The organism is Bradyrhizobium sp. CCGB01 (assembly GCF_024199795.1).
In the GTDB taxonomy this organism is placed as follows: Bacteria; Pseudomonadota; Alphaproteobacteria; order Rhizobiales; family Xanthobacteraceae; genus Bradyrhizobium.
In genome coordinates, this window is the sequence record NZ_JANADK010000001.1 from 632768 (window position 1) to 649487 (window position 16720).

Genomic DNA, 16720 nt, shown 5'->3' on the forward strand with positions numbered 1-16720 from the left:
TCGTTTGAGGCACCTGCGATCGTGCACTGCAAACGGCGACGATCCTATGAACTCGTTCACAGGCAAACGTCACAACGTCATTGCGAACCAATGCCGCGCGAGCGCATTGACCCCGCATGCCCCGTGAAAACGACCTCGAAGGCAAGCCCGACATGGGCGGCAAGCATGGCGGCCAGAAAGGCCAGCCCCAGCCGCCGCCGCGCCCGCGCGAGGGCGAGCGCGATGAGGACGTCGTGGCAAAGCGCCACACCGGTCAAACCGATCGCGGCTCGCCGCCGACCAACAAAAAATAGCGCCGCGTTTCGCCCGCACACCGCCGTGCCGCAATCGCGCCGGGAACGACCGCCTTGCCTTGCCGTTAGCTTGATCCCGCGGGCGGAGGAGATCGAAACGGAGGCTGGCAGATGTTTTGGATTTATTGGAACACCGCGTGGTCGCTGATCATCAGCGGCATCTGGGTTGCCACCATCGTCAGCCATCCCGATTCCGAAATCGCCGAGGTGCGCGCGGCCAAACGACGGCTGATGTGAATTTTCGCATCTCTCCGGACATTCCGCCTGATCGCTGCTCGCCTTTGCTGCTTGATCCAACGCGTTCATTGACGCTGTGAAGCGGCGACCGCAGGATGCATCGCCGTCAATGCCCGCGTGAGATTCCGGCGATGTCCGACCAGGCCAGCCTCCTGACCTTCGTGCTCGTGGCCCGGATACCCGAAGAGGGTATCGCGGACTTCCAGGCCTACGAGGCTGCGGTCCTGCCGCTGCTGGGGGAGTTTGGCGGGCGTCTGGAGCGTCGCCTTCGAAGCCAGGACGGCACTACGGAGGTGCACATCGTCAGCTTCGCGTCCGAAGCGGACTTTCAGAATTACCGGAATGACCCTCGGCGCACGGCGCAAGTCCGGTTGCTGGAGACATCGGCGGCGAAGCTGGAATTGCTTTCAATGACGAACGTCCAATAGCTCTGCCGCGAAGCCACGCCGGCGCGCTCATCCGATCGCGAAATCGGCCGCTGTCTCGGCGTGAATGGCCGTCGTGTCGAACGTCTCGACCGTCGTGTCGTCGCGGCCGACCAGCATCGTGATCTCGGTGCAGCCGAGGATGACGCACTCGGCGCCGCGGGCGACGAGCGCCGCCATCACGTCCCGATAGCGACGGCGCGAAGGCGCGGAGGCGATGCCGAGGCACAGTTCGTCATAGATGATGCGGTTCACGTCGGCCCGCTCGTCGGCGGGAGGTATCAGGACGTCGAGATCGTGCGCGCGCAGCCGGGCGATGTAAAAGTCCTCCTCCATCGTGAATTTCGTGCCGAGCAGGCCGACCCGCCGGTACCCTCTGGCCCTGATACGCTCCGCCGTTGCGTCGCCGATGTGAATGAAGGGAATGGTCACGCGCGACATGATGTCGGGCGCGAGCTTGTGCATCGTGTTGGTGCACAGCACGATCGCACGCGCGCCGGCGTCCTCGAGACGCCGCGCGACCTCCGCAAGGCTCGCGGCCGCTTCGTCCCAGCGGCCGGCATATTGCATCTCCTTGATCTCTTGAAAGTCGTAGGAATACATCAGCAGCGGGGCCGAATGCAGCTTGCCCATGCGATCGCGGACCCGCTCGTTGATGAGCTTGTAGTAGAGCGCCGTGCTCTCCCAGCTCATGCCCCCAATCAGGCCAATCGTTCGCATTCCGCGGCTCCGAAAATGATCCAATGTGGGGATCGTAAGCGAAGAAGCCGAAGCTCGCCATCGTAGTGGAGGATTGCTGACCCGTTTGCCACTTTTGCCCTGAGCTGAACTCGTTGATCTAGATCAAGGCGCCGGATGATAGGCCAGCGTTTGAGCTAACGACGATTGTCTCAGCAAACTCACGGATTGGGGGCGAACCAAGCAGACACATCCTGCAACGTAGTGGAGAAATCGCCATGGCCATCAATCTCAGTTCAGTTGCGGCGCAACTCCTGACGCCTGACGTCATTGCGCAGATTGCTTCCTTTCTCGGCATGGACCGAAGCACGGCGCAGAAGGCCGCGGGAGCAACGATCCCCGCAATACTGGCAAGCCTTGCCGATCTGGTCGGCACTCCGGCCGGCGCCAGCCAACTATCGAAACTGCTGTCGCAACAGCAAGGCCCTAACCCCATCGACCTGCTACGCAACTCCGGCGCTCAGGGCTTGGCCCAGATGGGCTCGAGCATGTTGTCCGGACTGTTTGGCGGCCGAACCGTGGACACCATGGCCCAGGCGATCGGCAAGTTCGCCGGGACGAACGATAACGGCGGAAAGTCGTTGCTATCCGTGGTCGGCCCGCTCGTGCTGGGCATGCTCGGTCAGCAGCAGCGTGACTCCGGGCTGGATGCAAACGGACTGGCGTCGCTTCTGCGCTCGCAGAAGGACCAGATCATGGCGGCGATCCCGTCGGGGCTTGCGGATCAGCTCGGCGCCGCAGGCCTGATCGACAAGACGGTAGCCGGAGCGCGCAGTGGCATGGCCACGGCCGCCGGCGCATCCGAACGGGTAGCCTCCGGCGCGAGCCAGGCCGCCTATGCCGCCGGCAGAGCGCAATGGCCATATTGGCTGGGCGCGCTGGCCATCGTTCTCGGCCTTGGCTGGTATGCGCTTCAGCGCCCCACCGAGCCCACGGTCGCTCAGAGTCCCACGGTCACGCGACCCGCAGCTGGAACAGTGGGCTTGGCGCCCGCGAACTTGACCGTTGACGGGGTGAATCTGGCGAACCAGATCGATTCGTCGATGGGCACGCTGAGGGCCGCACTGCCGACCATCACCGATGACGCCAGCGCGCAGGCAGCCCTGCCGAAGATCAACGACGCCATCGCGCAGCTGGATGGCATCACGGCGCGGGCGGCCAAGCTTTCTCCGGAAGGGCGAAGCGCGCTTGCCAAGCTGATCATCGCGGCGACGCCGACGATCAATCAGATGTGCGACAAGGTATTGTCGACGCCGGGCGCAGGCACGCTCGCAAAACCCACGATTGACAATCTTCGCGCCAAGCTCGATGCGCTGACGAAAGTCTAAAAGTCTAGATGTGGCGCGCAACAATCTGGCCACCAACCTGCGGCGACGCGATGTACCTGCCGCATCCGTCGCCGCCATCAGGGAGATACGCCCATGACTGACAAGACCAATTTCACCAAGGATGAATGGGCGCTCCTCCTGAGAAGTCCCATGAATGCGGGAATGGCCATTACGGCCGCCGATCCGAGCGGACTGTTCGGGCTTCTGAAGGAATCGTTCGCCAGCGGTACGGCGCTCGCACGGGCCGCCACCGATCCCAATGCTAACTCGCTGGTCAAGGCCGTGGTTGCCGATTTCCAGACGAGCGAGGGCAGGGCCGCGGCCCACGACGGATTGAAGGCAGAGATTGGCAACAGCAAGCCGGCTGAGATGACGAGCAAGGCGGTCAACTCATTGCGCGAGGTTGCTGCCCTTCTTGCTGCAAAAGCTCCAGCTGATGCCGCGGATTTCAAGGGATGGCTGCGTCAAATCAGTCAAAAGACGGCCGAGGCTGCATCAGAGGGCGGAGGCTTGTTTGGCGGAGGCGTTCAGGTCAGCGATGCCGAGAAGGCAACCCTCGGCGAAATCTCGAGCGCGCTTGGCGTCTAGCCTCGGTGCACCGAACGGATGTCATCCCTCTGGCACGCCGGCCAGGCGCAAGCCCTGATGCGTCCGATCGCGCATTGCAAGATAGGTTGGCAAGACCGGTTGGATGATCGCTCAGTGCGCCGCTGCGGAAGCGAAGAACGGTAAAGTTGGCTAAGCCGCCTTCGCCTGCGCCGACAACAGCTGCTTCAGCTTCGCCGCGGGCACGGCCGGGCTGAACAGCCAGCCCTGCATCTGGCTGCATCCGAGCTGGCGCAGCACCTCGCGCTGGGCTTCGGTCTCGACGCCTTCCGCGGTCGTCGCCATGCGGCGGGCGGCGGCCATGTGCACCACGGCCTGCACGATCGGGGACGAATCTTCGGACTGGCCGATGTCGCTGATGAAGCTGCGGTCGATCTTGATCTTGTCGAACGGGAAGCGGTGCAGATAGCTCAGCGACGAATAGCCGGTGCCGAAATCGTCGAGCGCGATGCGTACGCCGAGCTCGCGGAGCTGCTGGAGAATCGTCAGCGCTTCCTCGTCGTCGCGAATGAGGACGGTTTCGGTGACCTCGAGCTCGAGCCGTCCGGGCGCAAGCCCTGACTCCGCGAGTGCGGCCGCAACCTTCAGCGCCAGCGTCCTGGCGCGGAACTGCACCGGCGAGACGTTGACGGCGACATGGATATCGCCCGGCCAGCTCGCGGCCTCGAGGCAGGCCTGCTTCAGCACCCATTCGCCGATCTCGCCGATCAGGCCGGTCTCTTCCGCGACCGGAATGAAATCGGCCGGCGAGATCATGCCGCGCTCGGGATGGCGCCAGCGCAGCAGCGCCTCGCAGCCGTTCACCACATTGGCCGCGAGATCGACCAGCGGCTGGTAATGCACCTCGAACTCGCCGCGGACGAGGGCCTGGCGCAAATCGAGCTCGAGCTGGCGGCGCAGCCGCGCCTTGGCGTCGTATTCGGGCACGAACACGCGGAAGGTGCGGCGTCCCTCGGACTTCGCCGCATACATCGCGAGATCGGCGCGCTTGAGCAGATCGTCGAGATTATCGCCATGGTCGGGCGCGATCGCGATGCCGATGCTGGCGTCGGTCGGGATCTCCTGGCCCTTGCAGTCTACGGGCATGCGCAGCGCCTTCAGGATATTTTCCGCAAGCGCCGTCAGCTCGGTCTGGTCGCTGGTGCCGGCCTTGACGATGGCGAACTCGTCGCCCCCGAGCCGCGCGACGAGGTCGTTGCCGCTAACGCAGGCGCGCAGCCGGTTGGCAACCTGGCGGAGCAGCTCGTCGCCGACCTCGTGGCCGAGCGAATCGTTGACGCCCTTGAACTCGTCGACGTCGATGTAGAGGATCGCGAACGGCTTGCCTTGGGCAAGCTCCGCCACGCGGCGCTCCAGATGGCCGCGCATCAGCACGCGGTTGGGCAGGTCGGTCAGCGCGTCGTAATGCGCCATATGCGCGATGCGCTCGTCGGCGCGGATGCGCTCGGTGACGTCGTCATGGGTGGCGAGCCAGCCGCCGGCGGCGCCGGGCTGGTTCTTGATCTCGATCAGGCGGCCGTCGGCGGTCTCCACGACGGCGCTCTGCGTACGTCCGACCTGGCTCAGGATTCCGTCGCAATAGGAATCGACGTCGCCCTCGAACGATCCGGTGTCGTGGCGATGCTGGATCACGTCGCGGAAATAGGCGCCGGGCTTCACCACGTCGGCCGACAGTCCGTACATCTCGACATAGCGCCGGTTGCAGACGATGAGACGCTCGTCCTGGTCGAACATCAGAAGGCCTTGCGTCATCGTGTTCATCGCGGTGTCGAGCCGCTGCTTCTCCACCGAGAGGCGGTGCATCATCTGACGGAAGATCAGATAGAGCGTGAGCACGAGCAGGCCGATCGACAGCACGGCCACGAAGACGAAGAACTTCGTCTGCGTGCGCCAGGTCGCCAGCGTCGCATCCAGCGATTTGGTGGCGACCACGACCAGCGGCTCGCCGGTCAGCATGCGCGAGGCGACGATGCGGTCCTTGCCGTCCATCGGGCTGGCGAGCTGCGTCGTCACGAAGGTGCGCTCGAACACCGCCATCTGCTCGCGCGTGCCGTTGCGAAAATTCTGTCCGATCATCGCGTCGACATGCGGAACGCGCGCGAGCAGCTGGCCATTCTGGTGGTGCATCGCGATCGAGGAGTCCTCGCCGAGCCCGGCCGAGGCGAAGAAGGATTCGAGCTGCGCCGGCGAAATGGCCCGCGACACCATACCGAGGAACTCACCATGCGGGCCGGTGACGCGCCGCGCGAACACGATCGCAGGTCCGTTGCCGAACCGGCCGGGCACGACCTCGATCTCTTCCTGCGAAGCCGGATCGTTCTTGAGGCGATTGAAATAGTTGCGGTCGGACACCGAGATATCGGCGACCGGCCAGCGCCGCGACGAGTTGATCAGCACGCCGCCGGCATCGAACACGTTGGCGCCGGCGACGTCGGACCAGCCGCTGGCCTTGGCGCGCAGCACCTCGTGCACGGCCAGCGTGCCCATCTCGCTGCGGAAGACGTCGGCGGATTCGATGCCGTGGCTTTCAAGTTCCGCGATGACGCTCTTCTGGAGCACCGCGAAGTCGGCGAATTCGCGGTCGAAGTGACGGGCGAGCAGGCGGACGGAATTTTCCAGGCTGTCGCGGCCGCTCTCGATCGCATTCTGCCGGAAACGGTCGACGGTGAGCGCGGTGCCGATGGCCATCGCGACCATCAGCACGAAGCCGCCGGCGATCAGCCACGTCAGCGGCGCTCCCTGCCAACGGCGAAGCAGCGCGCGCATGCGCGCGGTCCATCGGATTGATGTGCCCATCCAGCCCTCCCGTGGGATGCAAGATGCAGCAAAACCGACAAGAGCCCGTTACCAGTGAGGGTTAGGAAAACATGAATCGGAGCGGAATCAGAGGGTTGGTTCCCTCAGGCGGATCACCGGCGGATTTCCCACCTCAAGGCTTCCGCATTCCCCTTCGCGAACATCGCCGGTACGTCGAACGTCCCGGTCTTGAGGTCATAGCGGCAGCGCCAGTCGGCCAGCCCCTTCACCGCGACGTTCTTCGGATGCTTGTCCATCTCGCCCGACAGCGAGATCACGAGGTAACGGTTGTCGGGCCATTTCACGCCGAGCCCGCGATAGGCCTCCTCGGTGCCTTTCACGAGATTGGCCGAGATGTGGTAGTCGAGCTTCATCTTCTGCCGGCTATGGAAATAAGCCCAGGCGAGGTCGCTGAACGGCTTTTTCGTTGCGCTGACGAAGGCGCCTTTCTCGACATGGTAGAGAAAGAGGTCCTGCTCGCCGGAGCCGGTCTTCTGCATCCGCACCAGCCATTGCGAATCGTTGGTGAAGCGGAAGCCGGCTGGATAGTCCTGCTCCGGCTTCAACTCGATCATCCGCTCGCCGTGCCGCGCCCACGCCTGCCATTTGAAGTCGATATCTTCGCTGTCCTTCATGTACTGCTCGATCCCGGTGGCCTTGTCGGGCGAGGTGAAGGCAAGATCGGCGTTGTCGCTGAGAACGAAGCCTTGGGGCGGGCCGGATCCGGCGAGCGCGGGAGCTGCCGCCAGCGTCAGGGCAAGCGCCAGCCATGGCGCGGGGCGGTAAAATGCGGCCACGGGAAAAATCCTTAAGAAATGACCGCGATGCGGCCTCGATGATTTGACGCCGTCGGCACCCTGCCGGTTCACGCCGATGCGCGCCGGAACGAAAGGTGCATCATCCCAAGGATCGTCTTGCTGCGGCAGCCAAATCGGCGCAATTTGCCGGCCTCGTTTGATTTGCGACCCAAGGGTTCATTGTCTGATGATCACCGCTTCCAAGGCTCTCATTGCGTTCTGCCTGCTCGCGGTGGGCGGCACCGTCCTGGTGATCGGTCCCACCGAGCTACGCCGCCTGCTGCCGGGCGGCGCGCAGACCGAAACCGCCGTCGCCGCCAGGCCGGAGACAAAGCCCGAAGCCAAGGCGGAGACCAAGGCCGAGATTAAGGCCGAGACCAAGCCGGAGCCGAAGCTGGACGAGCCGAAGCTCGCCGCCGTCGCGCCGCCTGCGCCATCGGCGCCCCCGGCCTCCGCGCCGAAGGTGGATGCGCTCGCCGAGACGCAGAAGCAGGCCATGGCGCTCGCCGATCTCGTACCGGCCAAGCCGCCGGCGGCGGTGGCGGACACCGGCCCGCGGTTCGACGTCGCGCGCGTCGACGATCATGGCGAGGCGGCGGTGATCGCGGGGCGGGCCGCGCCAGGTGCGCAGGTCGAGTTGCTGCGCGACGGCAAGCCGCTCGATACGGTGGTCGCCGATGCGTCGGGCCAGTTCGTGATGACCCCGCCGCAGCTTCCCGCCGGCTCCTATGAATTGACCCTGCGGGCGAGAGCGCCTGACGGTACCGTCACGCAATCGGGCCGCAGCATGCCGGTGACCATCGCCGAAGCCGCGCCGCCGCCAACGCGCCCCGCGCCTGTCGCGAGGCTGGAGCCGGCACAAGCGCCGAAGCAGGCCGAGAAGGCCGACGACAAATCTGATGTCGTGGCATCGCTGCCGTCGGCATCGTCGCGCCTGGCATCGGCGCCTGACCGGACCGCGGCCCGGCCGAGATTCATCGGGGCACCGAAGCCCAGGGTGATGGCGCGGGCACCCGCGGCCACGACCGTTGCATCGGCCTCGCCGGCCGATGTCATCAGCGCTGCACCGGCCGAGGCAGGCGGCAACCGGGTGATCTCCCGCGGCGACAGCCTGTGGGCGCTGAGCAAGCTCGCTTACGGCGACGGCTCCCGCTACGCGGTGATCTTCAACGCCAACCGGGGCAAGATCCACAACCCCAATTTGATCTATCCCGGCCAGACTTTCGTGGTGCCCCAGAAGGCGGAGTGAGATCGCATCGGCAACGCCGATGCTTGTTGCGACGCTTTGCCCTCGATATCTCCGGAACCTTCGGTTCCCCGGCGCGTCATTGTGATGCGACCCGGTGCGCGCGTGGCGCTGGGAGGAGGCCGAGGTGGTCAGGTCAGCTTTCAGGTCTGGACGCATGGGACTGGCGCTGGCGGGCGCTGCTCTCATGATTGCGGCAGTGCTGCTGCCGAACAAGGCCGAGGCGCAGTTCGGAATGCGCGGCGGCCCGCTCGGTGTCGCGCGCTTTGCCGTCGGCCACGTCATCGGCATGTCGCGGCTGCGGCACTCGCGCATGGCGGTTCGCGGCGGCCGATACCGCTCCGCGGCGTTGAGGTCGCAGGATCCCCGCGGCGCCGAGCGCGGCCAGCCGCCCAACCCCTACATCCTGCGCGCGGCGCTCACGGCGCAAGCTGCGCTGTCGGGCTGGCACGGTGGCCGTCGCCCGCAGGGCTGGTGGCGTCACCCCGATGGCAGCTATGGCTGGGCGGGTCCGGTGTTCTGGCCGTTCGCGCATGACGATCTCACCACCGCAATCATCTTCGGCGATACCACCAGCCTCTCGCTCTATGGCTATGGCGACATCTATGCCGCGATCTTCGCGCCCTACGCGGCCACGGAGCTCGCCGCCTACACGGCGCCGCAAGGCAGGCGCGCGCGAAAAGTCCCTTCGGCCGAGACTGTTTGCGATGCCAGCGACACCGGCGGCTTGCCGGTCGATCGCATCGCAGCGCTGGTGCGGCCGAACGAATTGCAGCGCGCGGCGCTCGACGAGCTCGGCACTGCCTGGATCGCCGCGCGCGACACCATCCGCGCCGCCTGTCCGACGCAGGCCCCCGCGACCGCTCCGGAGCGCCTCGGTCTGATGCGCGAGCGCCTTGCGGCCATGATCAAGGCAACGGAGGGAATCGCGCCGCCGCTCGCAAAATTCGTCGATCTGCTCGATGACGGGCAGAAGGCAAAGCTCGATTCGCTCGCCTGGGACCGCCGCGCCGCGCTTGCGGCGGGCCAGCCCAACAAGGATGCGCAAGCTGCGGCAGCCTGTGATGCGAACAGCGATCCCCGCTACGACGAGAAGCTGCAACGTCAGTACGAGCAGCTCGTGCAGCAGCAATGGCCCGCCGCCGAGATCGCCACCACCCTCCGTCTCGACGAGGTCGCGCGCGCCCGGTTCGAGGTGCTCCAGGACACGACGCTGCGCACCATGGAGACGCTCAGCGCCTGCCCGTCCAAGTCCGAGCCCAAGGCCGAGCCCTCGCCGCAGGCCCGCGTCACCGCGGTGAAGGCGCGGCTGGAGACGATGCTGCAAGCGGTGAACGGCGTCGGCGATGCCCTCGACGATTTCGAGGCCGACTTGAGCGACGAGCAGAAGGCGGGATTCGAGACGATCGGGCCGAAGCGGGGGGTGTGATCACCCGCACGCCCAGTCGAACTTCATGTCCTTGAAGTCGAGTTGCGCGTTGCCGCCGCCGAAATTGTAGCCGCCGAAATATTCCTCGAACTCGATGTAGAACGGACTCATCTCCGGCTCCGCCTGGCACGGCCGCATGGTGCCGCCGAGGTGGTCGTGGGCGTGGTCCTTGACCCAGTCGTGCAGGCGGAAATTGTCGCTGCTCACGACGCCGCCGACATAGTAATAATAGGACTGATAGCCGGTCGGCGCGTTCTTCCGGGTGTGCTCGTCCTGCGGACCCTTGCCGGCATTGGGATCGGTGGCACGCGGCGTGAGCGCAATCGCGCGGGTCTCGCTGAGATCGGTGCGCGGCGGGCTTGTAAACATCTTCTTCGCGTAAGGCGCTGCGGCCTCGTAGTAGGCACTGGCGCCGCCGACATCGAGCCAGCGCGGCCGCTCCGCCGTCGCAAGTGCGAGCGGCGCCGGCGGGGTCGCGAACGCGCCCTCGTATTCGCCCCTGGTCAGCAGCAGCGCGGCATAACCGTAGTCGAGGATATCCGTCATGCGCGACAGGCGCGGATGCGAGGCGCGCGCCAGCACCGCTTCGCGGATTTCGGGATCGTCGGGCGCACCGCCGTCATTGTGGTCGGGCGCGGTGGCGAAGAACGACACCGCGACGATGTCCTCGCCATGGACGCGATAATCCTCCGGCAGCAGAAGCGTGAAGCCGTGCATCAGCGGAAAACCGGTGACGGGATCGAGCGGCCATTGCTCGCTGCTGATGCCCGGCGGCAGCCCATAGACCCAGCCCTGGTCGCGCGCGCGATCGGCGGGACGGTCCAGCATCTGCAAATCATAAGCACGCGAAGGCAAGGCAAACGCCACAGGTCGTCTCCCATTCCGGATTCCAGCCTCGACGTTGAGGCGATGGTTAGTCGCGGGGAGAGGAGATGTGGTTCGTGGGAGAGGTGAGGGAGATGCTGCCATCCTGCCGGTGTTTTGCCCGACGTGTCAAAGCGCTTCACCTCGCGAGCGCGGCCCGCGTAAGCCATTGATCTTGCAGCCCCCGGCTACTGTGCATGGGGTTGTTTTCGATCTTTTTGTTTTGGACGCCTACATCCGCCGCCGCGCGGCCGACGCATCCACCGCGTTCTCCACCTCCTCGCGCCAGGACAAAATCTCCATCGCGAGCACGGGGTGGTTGAATCCTTTGACCTGGAGATCGTCGAGCGCGCGGGCCTCCACCCAGGGCTCGACGATGCCGTAGACGCGGCGGCTGGCCACGATCTGGTTGGCCTTGGCTTCGCCGCAGAGGCGGGAGGCGAGGTTGGTGACGCTGCCGATCGCGGCATATTCCAGCCGCTGCTCGAAGCCGACCTGGCCGAGCGTGGCGTAGCCGACCGCGATGCCGATGCCGAAGCCGAGGCTGTGCCCGCGGTTGCGCCAGCGCTCGGTCAGCGGGCCGATGGTGTCGCGCATCTCCACCGCCATCTTCACGGCGCGCTGGGTGTGGTCCTCGAATTGAATCGGCGCGTTGAACAGGATCATCACGCCGTCGCCGGCATATTTGTCGAGCGTGCCCTCATATTTGAAGATCAGCTTGCCCAGCGCTGCGTGATATTCGCGGAGCACGTTCATCGCCTCTTCCGGCTCGGTCGCTTCCGTGAACGCGGTGAAGCCGCGCAGGTCGCAGAACACCACGGTCACCTCGCGGCGTTGGCTGGTGAGCAGCCCCTCGGGGCTGTCGGAGGATGCGATCAGCTGCGCCACCTGCGGCGCCAGGAAACGCTCGAGCTTGCGGATGCGCTCGATCTCGCCGAGCTGGGTCTTGACGCGTTCCTCCAGCGACTTGTTCCAGTCCTTGAGCTGCTCGGTCTGCACGCGCAGCTTGTCGGCTTGCGCGCGCACGGTCTCGTTCGCCGTCTCCAGCGCGTGGCTCTTGTGATCGACCTCGGTGAAAAGGCGCGCATTGCGCATCGCAAGCACGGCCTGGTTGGCGAAGGTGCGCATCAGGCCGATGATGCTGGCGGCGAACTCGCCGCTGGCACGGCGCAGCACCACGAGGGAGCCGAGCGTGCCTTGCTGGTCGACCAGCGGCACCACCAGCACCGAGTGGAAGCCGGCCTGGACCGCGGCGTCGCGCAGCGGCTGCTCGGTCGCATGGTCGAGATCGGCAATCGCGATCGGCTCGCCTGAGCTCGCGGCATCACTCAGGATGTTCGCGCCTTCCTCGATCGTGACATGCGCGCCCTCGGCCGATTTGTCGATGCCGTTGGATTCGACCAGGTTGAATCGGCGCGCCTCTGCATCATAGCCGTAGATCAGTACGGCATCGGCATGGGTAATCTCGATCGCGCGGGCGGCGATCGTCGGCAACACCGCGTTGAGGTCGAGCGAGGAAGCGACGGCGCGGCCGACCTCTTCCAGCACCTTGAGCTCGTTGATCGACTGCGCGAGATCGCGGGTGCGCTCGTCGACCTTGGTTTCGAGGTTTGAATAGGTCTCCTGGATCTGGCCGGCCATGCGGTTGAACTGGCCGGCGAGGTCTTCCAGCTCGTCCGAGGTGTGGACGTCGATGCGGTGGCTGAAATCGCCTTCGCCGAGCTTGTGCGCGCCGTCGCGCAGCGCGGTGATCGGGATGATCATGCGGCGGGCGAGCAGCGTGCCGGCGAGGATCGCGACCATCAGGCCCATGCCGATCAGAAGCGCGATGCGCACGAGCTGGTCGCGGATCGGCATCAAGGCCTGCGCGGCCGGCTGCTCGAACATCACGCTCCAGCCGAGCTTCGGCACGGTGCTGGCGGCGCTGATCACCGCATGGCCGTTGAAGTCGGTGCCCGACGTGTCGGGCTCGCGGCCGGGCGCAATCGCGGCCGCCACCTGCGGCAGCTTCGACAGGTCCTTGCCGACATCGGGCCCCTTCGACGACGTCGCCAGCACGCGGCCGCGCGGATCGACCACATAGGCATGGGCCGCCTTGCCGACCTGGGCGTCGGACAGGAAGTCGGAGAGGAAGCTGAGATCGATCTCGGCCACGGTGACGCCGGCATTGAAGCCGGAATGCGCCACCGAGATCGACATGAACGGTGTCCGGTCGGTGAACCAGGCCGGCGCGTAGCTGACGCCGCGGGCAACCGTGTCGGTGAAGCGCATGTCGCGGGAGAGGTCGGCGTTGCCGCCGGTCGTGGTCGACTGGCGCGAGACGCGCAGCACCTCGCGTCCCTCGCCGTTGAGCTGGAACAGCTGATTGACGACCGAGACCTGGTGCAGCAGCGAGGCGTAGTCGGCGCGGCGCTTCTCGAGTGTGTCCTGGCTTGCCCGCGTCACCCAGCTGATCTGGCGTTCGAGCTCGGAGATCGACTGCTCGATCCGCCGGGCGGCTCCTTGCGCCTTGTCCTCGAGCCCGTCGGTCAGCTGCGTCTTGGTCGCGCGATAGGAGATCCAGGTCTCCATCGCGCCGTTGACGGCGAGGACAAACACGACGAGGCCGACGAGGGAGACGACGTATTTGGCGAACAGACCCTCGCGCAGAAACCGTGTCTTGTCTTTCGCTCCGGCCATCCAGATCCTCTTGCGCCGCCTCCGGCGCCGGCGCTACGGGCCGTACCGGCCCAAGGGCCTTCTAGCACAATTTGGGCGAAGGGACCGTCCCGCGACCCGTGGACCGGCCGGCGTGGTTACCGCTGGAGAGGTCGGGCGGGACGGAAAGTGGCGTTAATTGTTGCAGCCTCGTCCGTTCGGAGGAAGCGGCGGACCGGGAGGCCGATGTAAGGGATTGGCGTGGAGTTCCGTGCGTTGGTCCGCCAATCATCGATTAAAGAGCTGTCGCAGCACGTCGTTCATCGGCTGACTGTCCTGCTGCGCCATCGGCGGGTCGTCCAGGACCTGAGCTTGGGCCGGGGGCGTGGGAGAGGTCTGCGGAGCGGGTGTGGTCGGTGTTGCCGGCAGGCCGCGGCTCCGCCCGGTGCCAGTACCGCTGGAAAGCCCCTGCTGGATCAAATTGCCGATCGCCTCGCCCAAGGGGCCGCCGAGCGGATTGTTCTGTCCCGGCTGCTGGGTTTGCGGATTGGCATTGCCGGCCGCATTGCCGCCGCCCGGCGCGGTGGCGCCGCCCAGTCCGAGGCTGCCCAGGATATTGCCGAGCCCGGCGCCATCTGGGCCGAACAGGCCCTTGCCCATCTCCCGCAGCTTGGCATAGGCGGCGTCCGGATTGTCCAGCACTCCGGCCATATCAGGGTAGATCCGCGGCTGCGACCAGTTGCCCTGGATCATCACGGGAATGCCGAAGCCGACCGGCTCCGACGAGCGGCCCTGGCCTTCGGTCGTCATCACGAGCTTCGGCTCGACGCGGAAGCCCATCATCTTGGTGTCGAGCGCGATGGTGCCGGCGCCGGTCACGCGTACCAGCGGCCCGATCAGGTTGAGGTCGGTCGTCACCGCCTGGCCCTTGTCGATGCGGAAGGACGCCGAGAGCTGCGACAGATCCGTGCTCTGCTCCTGGCTGGGGGCCTGGTTCTCCTGCCAGCCGGACAAGGTGCCCGCCGTCAGCGAGCGGATCATCTGCGCGATGTTGATGCCGCGAATGGCGCCGTCCTGGAAATTGACGAAGGCCGTGCCTTGCATGTTCGCCATCAGCGTGCGCTGGCTGGTGCCGGCGCTGCGCAGCGCGAGCTTGGCTTGCAGCTTGCCGTCGATCCGGTCGAAATCGGCAAGGCCCTGGAGCAGCGGCAGCGCGCGCACGCCGACGAGATCGGAATGCATGGCAAAGCTCGGCGCGCCAGTTGTGGCATCCAGGATCACCTCGCCCGAGACCTGGCCGCCATAGGCGCCGAGATTGGCGGTGCCGGCTTTGAGCACGCCGCCGGCGAGCTTCGCATCGAGCGCCAGCGGCGCGATGCGCGCATCGCCGATCACGGCCTCGTTCGCGGAGATCCTGACTTGAGCATCGACATAGTTGAGCCCGGACACATCGATCGGCGCATCGCTCCAGGGCCGTCCCGACGTGCCCTCCGGCGATTTCGCCAGCGGTATGGCGAGCCGCTGGAAGTCGAGATCGACCTTGACCAGTGGCTTGCTGGCAATATCGACCGAGGCCCAGCCATTGAACGCGCCGTCGCCGAGCTTGCCGTTCACGCCGTTGATCATCACGACATCGCCGCTCAGCCGCATCTCGGCATGACCGGTGAGCTGAGACTTCAGCACATCAGGCATGTCGATGGCGAAATCCACCGGAATGGTCGGCCGGTCGGCCGGCGCCGCCGGCGTCGTCGCCTTGATGTCGAACTTGGTCGGGTGCTGGCCGACCCGCGCAGTGCCGGCGATGTCGAGCCTGCGGTCGCGGCCGACGACGGCATCGGCGTTGATGGCGCTGATGCGTCCCTCGACACGATCGCGCACACGGGCGAACGCGACTTCACCGTCGATGACCTTGACGCGGTCGATGGTCGCGCCCGCCGTGTCGAGCGCCAGCGGCTTCGACGCGGCGCCGGCGTTCGGCAGGCGCTCACGCAGCAGCGGCTGATGGAGCACGGGATGGGTGACGACGAGTTCGCTGATCTTCGGACGGCCCGACCATACGCTCGAGAGCGACATGTCGGCCTGCACGCTGCCGATCGTCAGGCGCGTGATGCCGCTGCGGTCCTTGAGGTCGGCAAGCGTGAGATCGTTGAGCGTGACGTTCAGCGTCGGCCACAGGCTGATCTTCGTGGTGCCGTCGACGGACAGGCGATAGCCGGTCGCGCTCTCGACCCGCGAGGCAATCGTCGTGGTCAGGAATCCCGAGGGGATCCCCACCACGAGGAGAAGTCCGATCACGACGATGGCTGCGGCAATCGCCGCGCCGGCGAATTTCAATGCTCTCATCTCGACTTTCCAACAACGGACAACCGGCGTCGAAGCCGGCAGATCGCCGTCCTTTGCGCATGAGTTTATCCCCGGACGGGAAGCGGCTCCAAGCGCGTAAAATTAGTCAGGGGGTGCTGCAAAGTTATGTGACTTATGACACACTTCTCCGGCGCGGTTTTACGCGATTCTGATGTCGATGGTTCCAAGCGATTTGCCGAGGACACTCGCCGGAAGACGGGCCAGGGAAACTGACCAAGAACATTCACAAGGACATTGAAATGAGCAAGCAGGCCGAATTTGCGGTCATCCTGAAGATGAACGCGCTGTTCGCCGATCTCGGCGCAGATGAGCTGCAGCGGCTGTCCAACCTCTGCCACACCCAGCATCTGGGAAATGGCGAGGTGTTGTTCCAGAAGGGCGATGCGGGCGACGCGCTGTTCGGCGTGCGCCGGGGCCAGGTCCGCATCGAGACCGGCGCCTCGGATGGCAGCCGTCTGACCCTGAACTTCATGGGCCCGGGCGACCTGTTCGGCGAGGTCGCGGTGCTGGACGGCCAGAGCCGCACCGCGGATGCGACCGCGGGCGAGGCCAGCGAACTGTTCGTGCTGCGGCGCGAGGATTTTCTCAGCTTCCTCGAACGCGAGCCGAAGGTCGCGATCAAGATCATCGCGCTGCTGTGCCAGCGCATCCGCTGGCAGAGCGAGCGCATGGAAGAATCCATGCTGCAACCGCTGCCGGTTCGCCTCGCGCGACGACTCTGCGCGCTCGCCGCCGATTTCGGCTCCGAGGTGCACATCTCGCAGGAGCAGCTCGGCGTCTTCGTCGGTGCCGCCCGCGAAAGCGTCAACCGCCAGCTTCAGGCCTGGCGCAAGGATGCGATTCTCGATCTCCAGCGCGGCCGCATCCTGCTCAGGAACATGACCAAGCTGACGGCGATCGCGCGGAACGAGTAGGGATTATTTGCGCACCTCGTCCGCGATGGGACGAGGCACGCTTGAA

Annotated in this window: 14 protein-coding genes; 8 read left to right on the top strand and 6 right to left on the bottom strand. The window is 65.7% G+C overall.

Annotated features, from left to right (window positions below; translation table 11 throughout):
• The first annotated feature begins 116 nt into the window (after positions 1–116).
• The 3 genes from NLM25_RS02755 to NLM25_RS02760 all read left to right on the top strand — a co-directional run bounded on the left by NLM25_RS02755 (position 117) and on the right by NLM25_RS02760 (position 958).
• Positions 117–293 carry a hypothetical protein gene (locus NLM25_RS02755; protein ID WP_254135944.1) on the top strand — a complete coding sequence of 59 codons (177 nt, stop codon included), beginning with the start codon at positions 117–119 and terminating at the stop codon, positions 291–293.
• Positions 294–404: 111 nt separating this feature from the next.
• Positions 405–530: a hypothetical protein gene (locus NLM25_RS43855; RefSeq protein ID WP_256565372.1), complete on the top strand. Its 126-nt coding sequence runs from the start codon at positions 405–407 to the stop codon at positions 528–530.
• A gap of 131 nt (positions 531–661) precedes the next feature.
• Positions 662–958 (top strand): hypothetical protein, encoded by a 297-nt coding sequence (locus tag NLM25_RS02760; RefSeq protein ID WP_254135945.1) that lies wholly within the window; start codon positions 662–664, stop codon positions 956–958.
• Positions 959–985: 27 nt separating this feature from the next.
• Here NLM25_RS02760 and NLM25_RS02765 read toward each other — a convergent pair whose 3' ends face one another.
• The gene (locus NLM25_RS02765) at positions 986–1675 is read right to left on the bottom strand and encodes an aspartate/glutamate racemase family protein (RefSeq protein ID WP_254135946.1); all 690 of its coding nucleotides are present in this window, start codon (positions 1673–1675) and stop codon (positions 986–988) included.
• Positions 1676–1911: 236 nt separating this feature from the next.
• Here NLM25_RS02765 and NLM25_RS02770 point away from each other — a divergent pair, with 236 nt between their 5' ends.
• The gene (locus tag NLM25_RS02770) at positions 1912–3021 is read left to right on the top strand and encodes a DUF937 domain-containing protein (RefSeq protein ID WP_254135947.1); all 1110 of its coding nucleotides are present in this window, start codon (positions 1912–1914) and stop codon (positions 3019–3021) included.
• 93 nt (positions 3022–3114) lie between these two features.
• Positions 3115–3609 carry a hypothetical protein gene (locus tag NLM25_RS02775; RefSeq protein WP_254115136.1) on the top strand — a complete coding sequence of 165 codons (495 nt, stop codon included), beginning with the start codon at positions 3115–3117 and terminating at the stop codon, positions 3607–3609.
• Between the two features lie 150 nt (positions 3610–3759).
• Here the strand turns inward: NLM25_RS02775 and NLM25_RS02780 are convergent, their stop codons facing one another.
• The gene (locus NLM25_RS02780) at positions 3760–6423 is read right to left on the bottom strand and encodes an EAL domain-containing protein (RefSeq protein ID WP_254135948.1); all 2664 of its coding nucleotides are present in this window, start codon (positions 6421–6423) and stop codon (positions 3760–3762) included.
• Positions 6424–6536: 113 nt separating this feature from the next.
• Positions 6537–7220: a hypothetical protein gene (locus NLM25_RS02785; protein ID WP_254135949.1), complete on the bottom strand. Its 684-nt coding sequence runs from the start codon at positions 7218–7220 to the stop codon at positions 6537–6539.
• Between the two features lie 187 nt (positions 7221–7407).
• Here NLM25_RS02785 and NLM25_RS02790 point away from each other — a divergent pair, with 187 nt between their 5' ends.
• Together NLM25_RS02790 and NLM25_RS02795 are read left to right on the top strand one after the other, a co-directional pair.
• Positions 7408–8469 carry a LysM peptidoglycan-binding domain-containing protein gene (locus NLM25_RS02790; protein ID WP_254135950.1) on the top strand — a complete coding sequence of 354 codons (1062 nt, stop codon included), beginning with the start codon at positions 7408–7410 and terminating at the stop codon, positions 8467–8469.
• A 154-nt stretch (positions 8470–8623) separates the two neighbouring features.
• Positions 8624–9895: a Spy/CpxP family protein refolding chaperone gene (locus tag NLM25_RS02795; protein WP_254141097.1), complete on the top strand. Its 1272-nt coding sequence runs from the start codon at positions 8624–8626 to the stop codon at positions 9893–9895.
• On the opposite strand, the gene NLM25_RS02800 is transcribed toward NLM25_RS02795, so the two are convergent.
• From NLM25_RS02800 to NLM25_RS02810, 3 genes are all read right to left on the bottom strand, one after another.
• Positions 9896–10723, bottom strand: a complete 828-nt coding sequence (locus tag NLM25_RS02800; RefSeq protein WP_254135951.1) for a hypothetical protein — start codon at positions 10721–10723, stop codon at positions 9896–9898.
• A 267-nt stretch (positions 10724–10990) separates the two neighbouring features.
• Positions 10991–13438, bottom strand: a complete 2448-nt coding sequence (locus tag NLM25_RS02805; RefSeq protein WP_254135952.1) for an adenylate/guanylate cyclase domain-containing protein — start codon at positions 13436–13438, stop codon at positions 10991–10993.
• A 246-nt stretch (positions 13439–13684) separates the two neighbouring features.
• Positions 13685–15739: an AsmA family protein gene (locus NLM25_RS02810; RefSeq protein WP_254135953.1), complete on the bottom strand. Its 2055-nt coding sequence runs from the start codon at positions 15737–15739 to the stop codon at positions 13685–13687.
• A gap of 260 nt (positions 15740–15999) precedes the next feature.
• Between NLM25_RS02810 and NLM25_RS02815 the strand changes: the two genes are divergently transcribed.
• Positions 16000–16674: a Crp/Fnr family transcriptional regulator gene (locus tag NLM25_RS02815; protein ID WP_254115143.1), complete on the top strand. Its 675-nt coding sequence runs from the start codon at positions 16000–16002 to the stop codon at positions 16672–16674.
• Positions 16675–16720 lie beyond the last annotated feature (46 nt).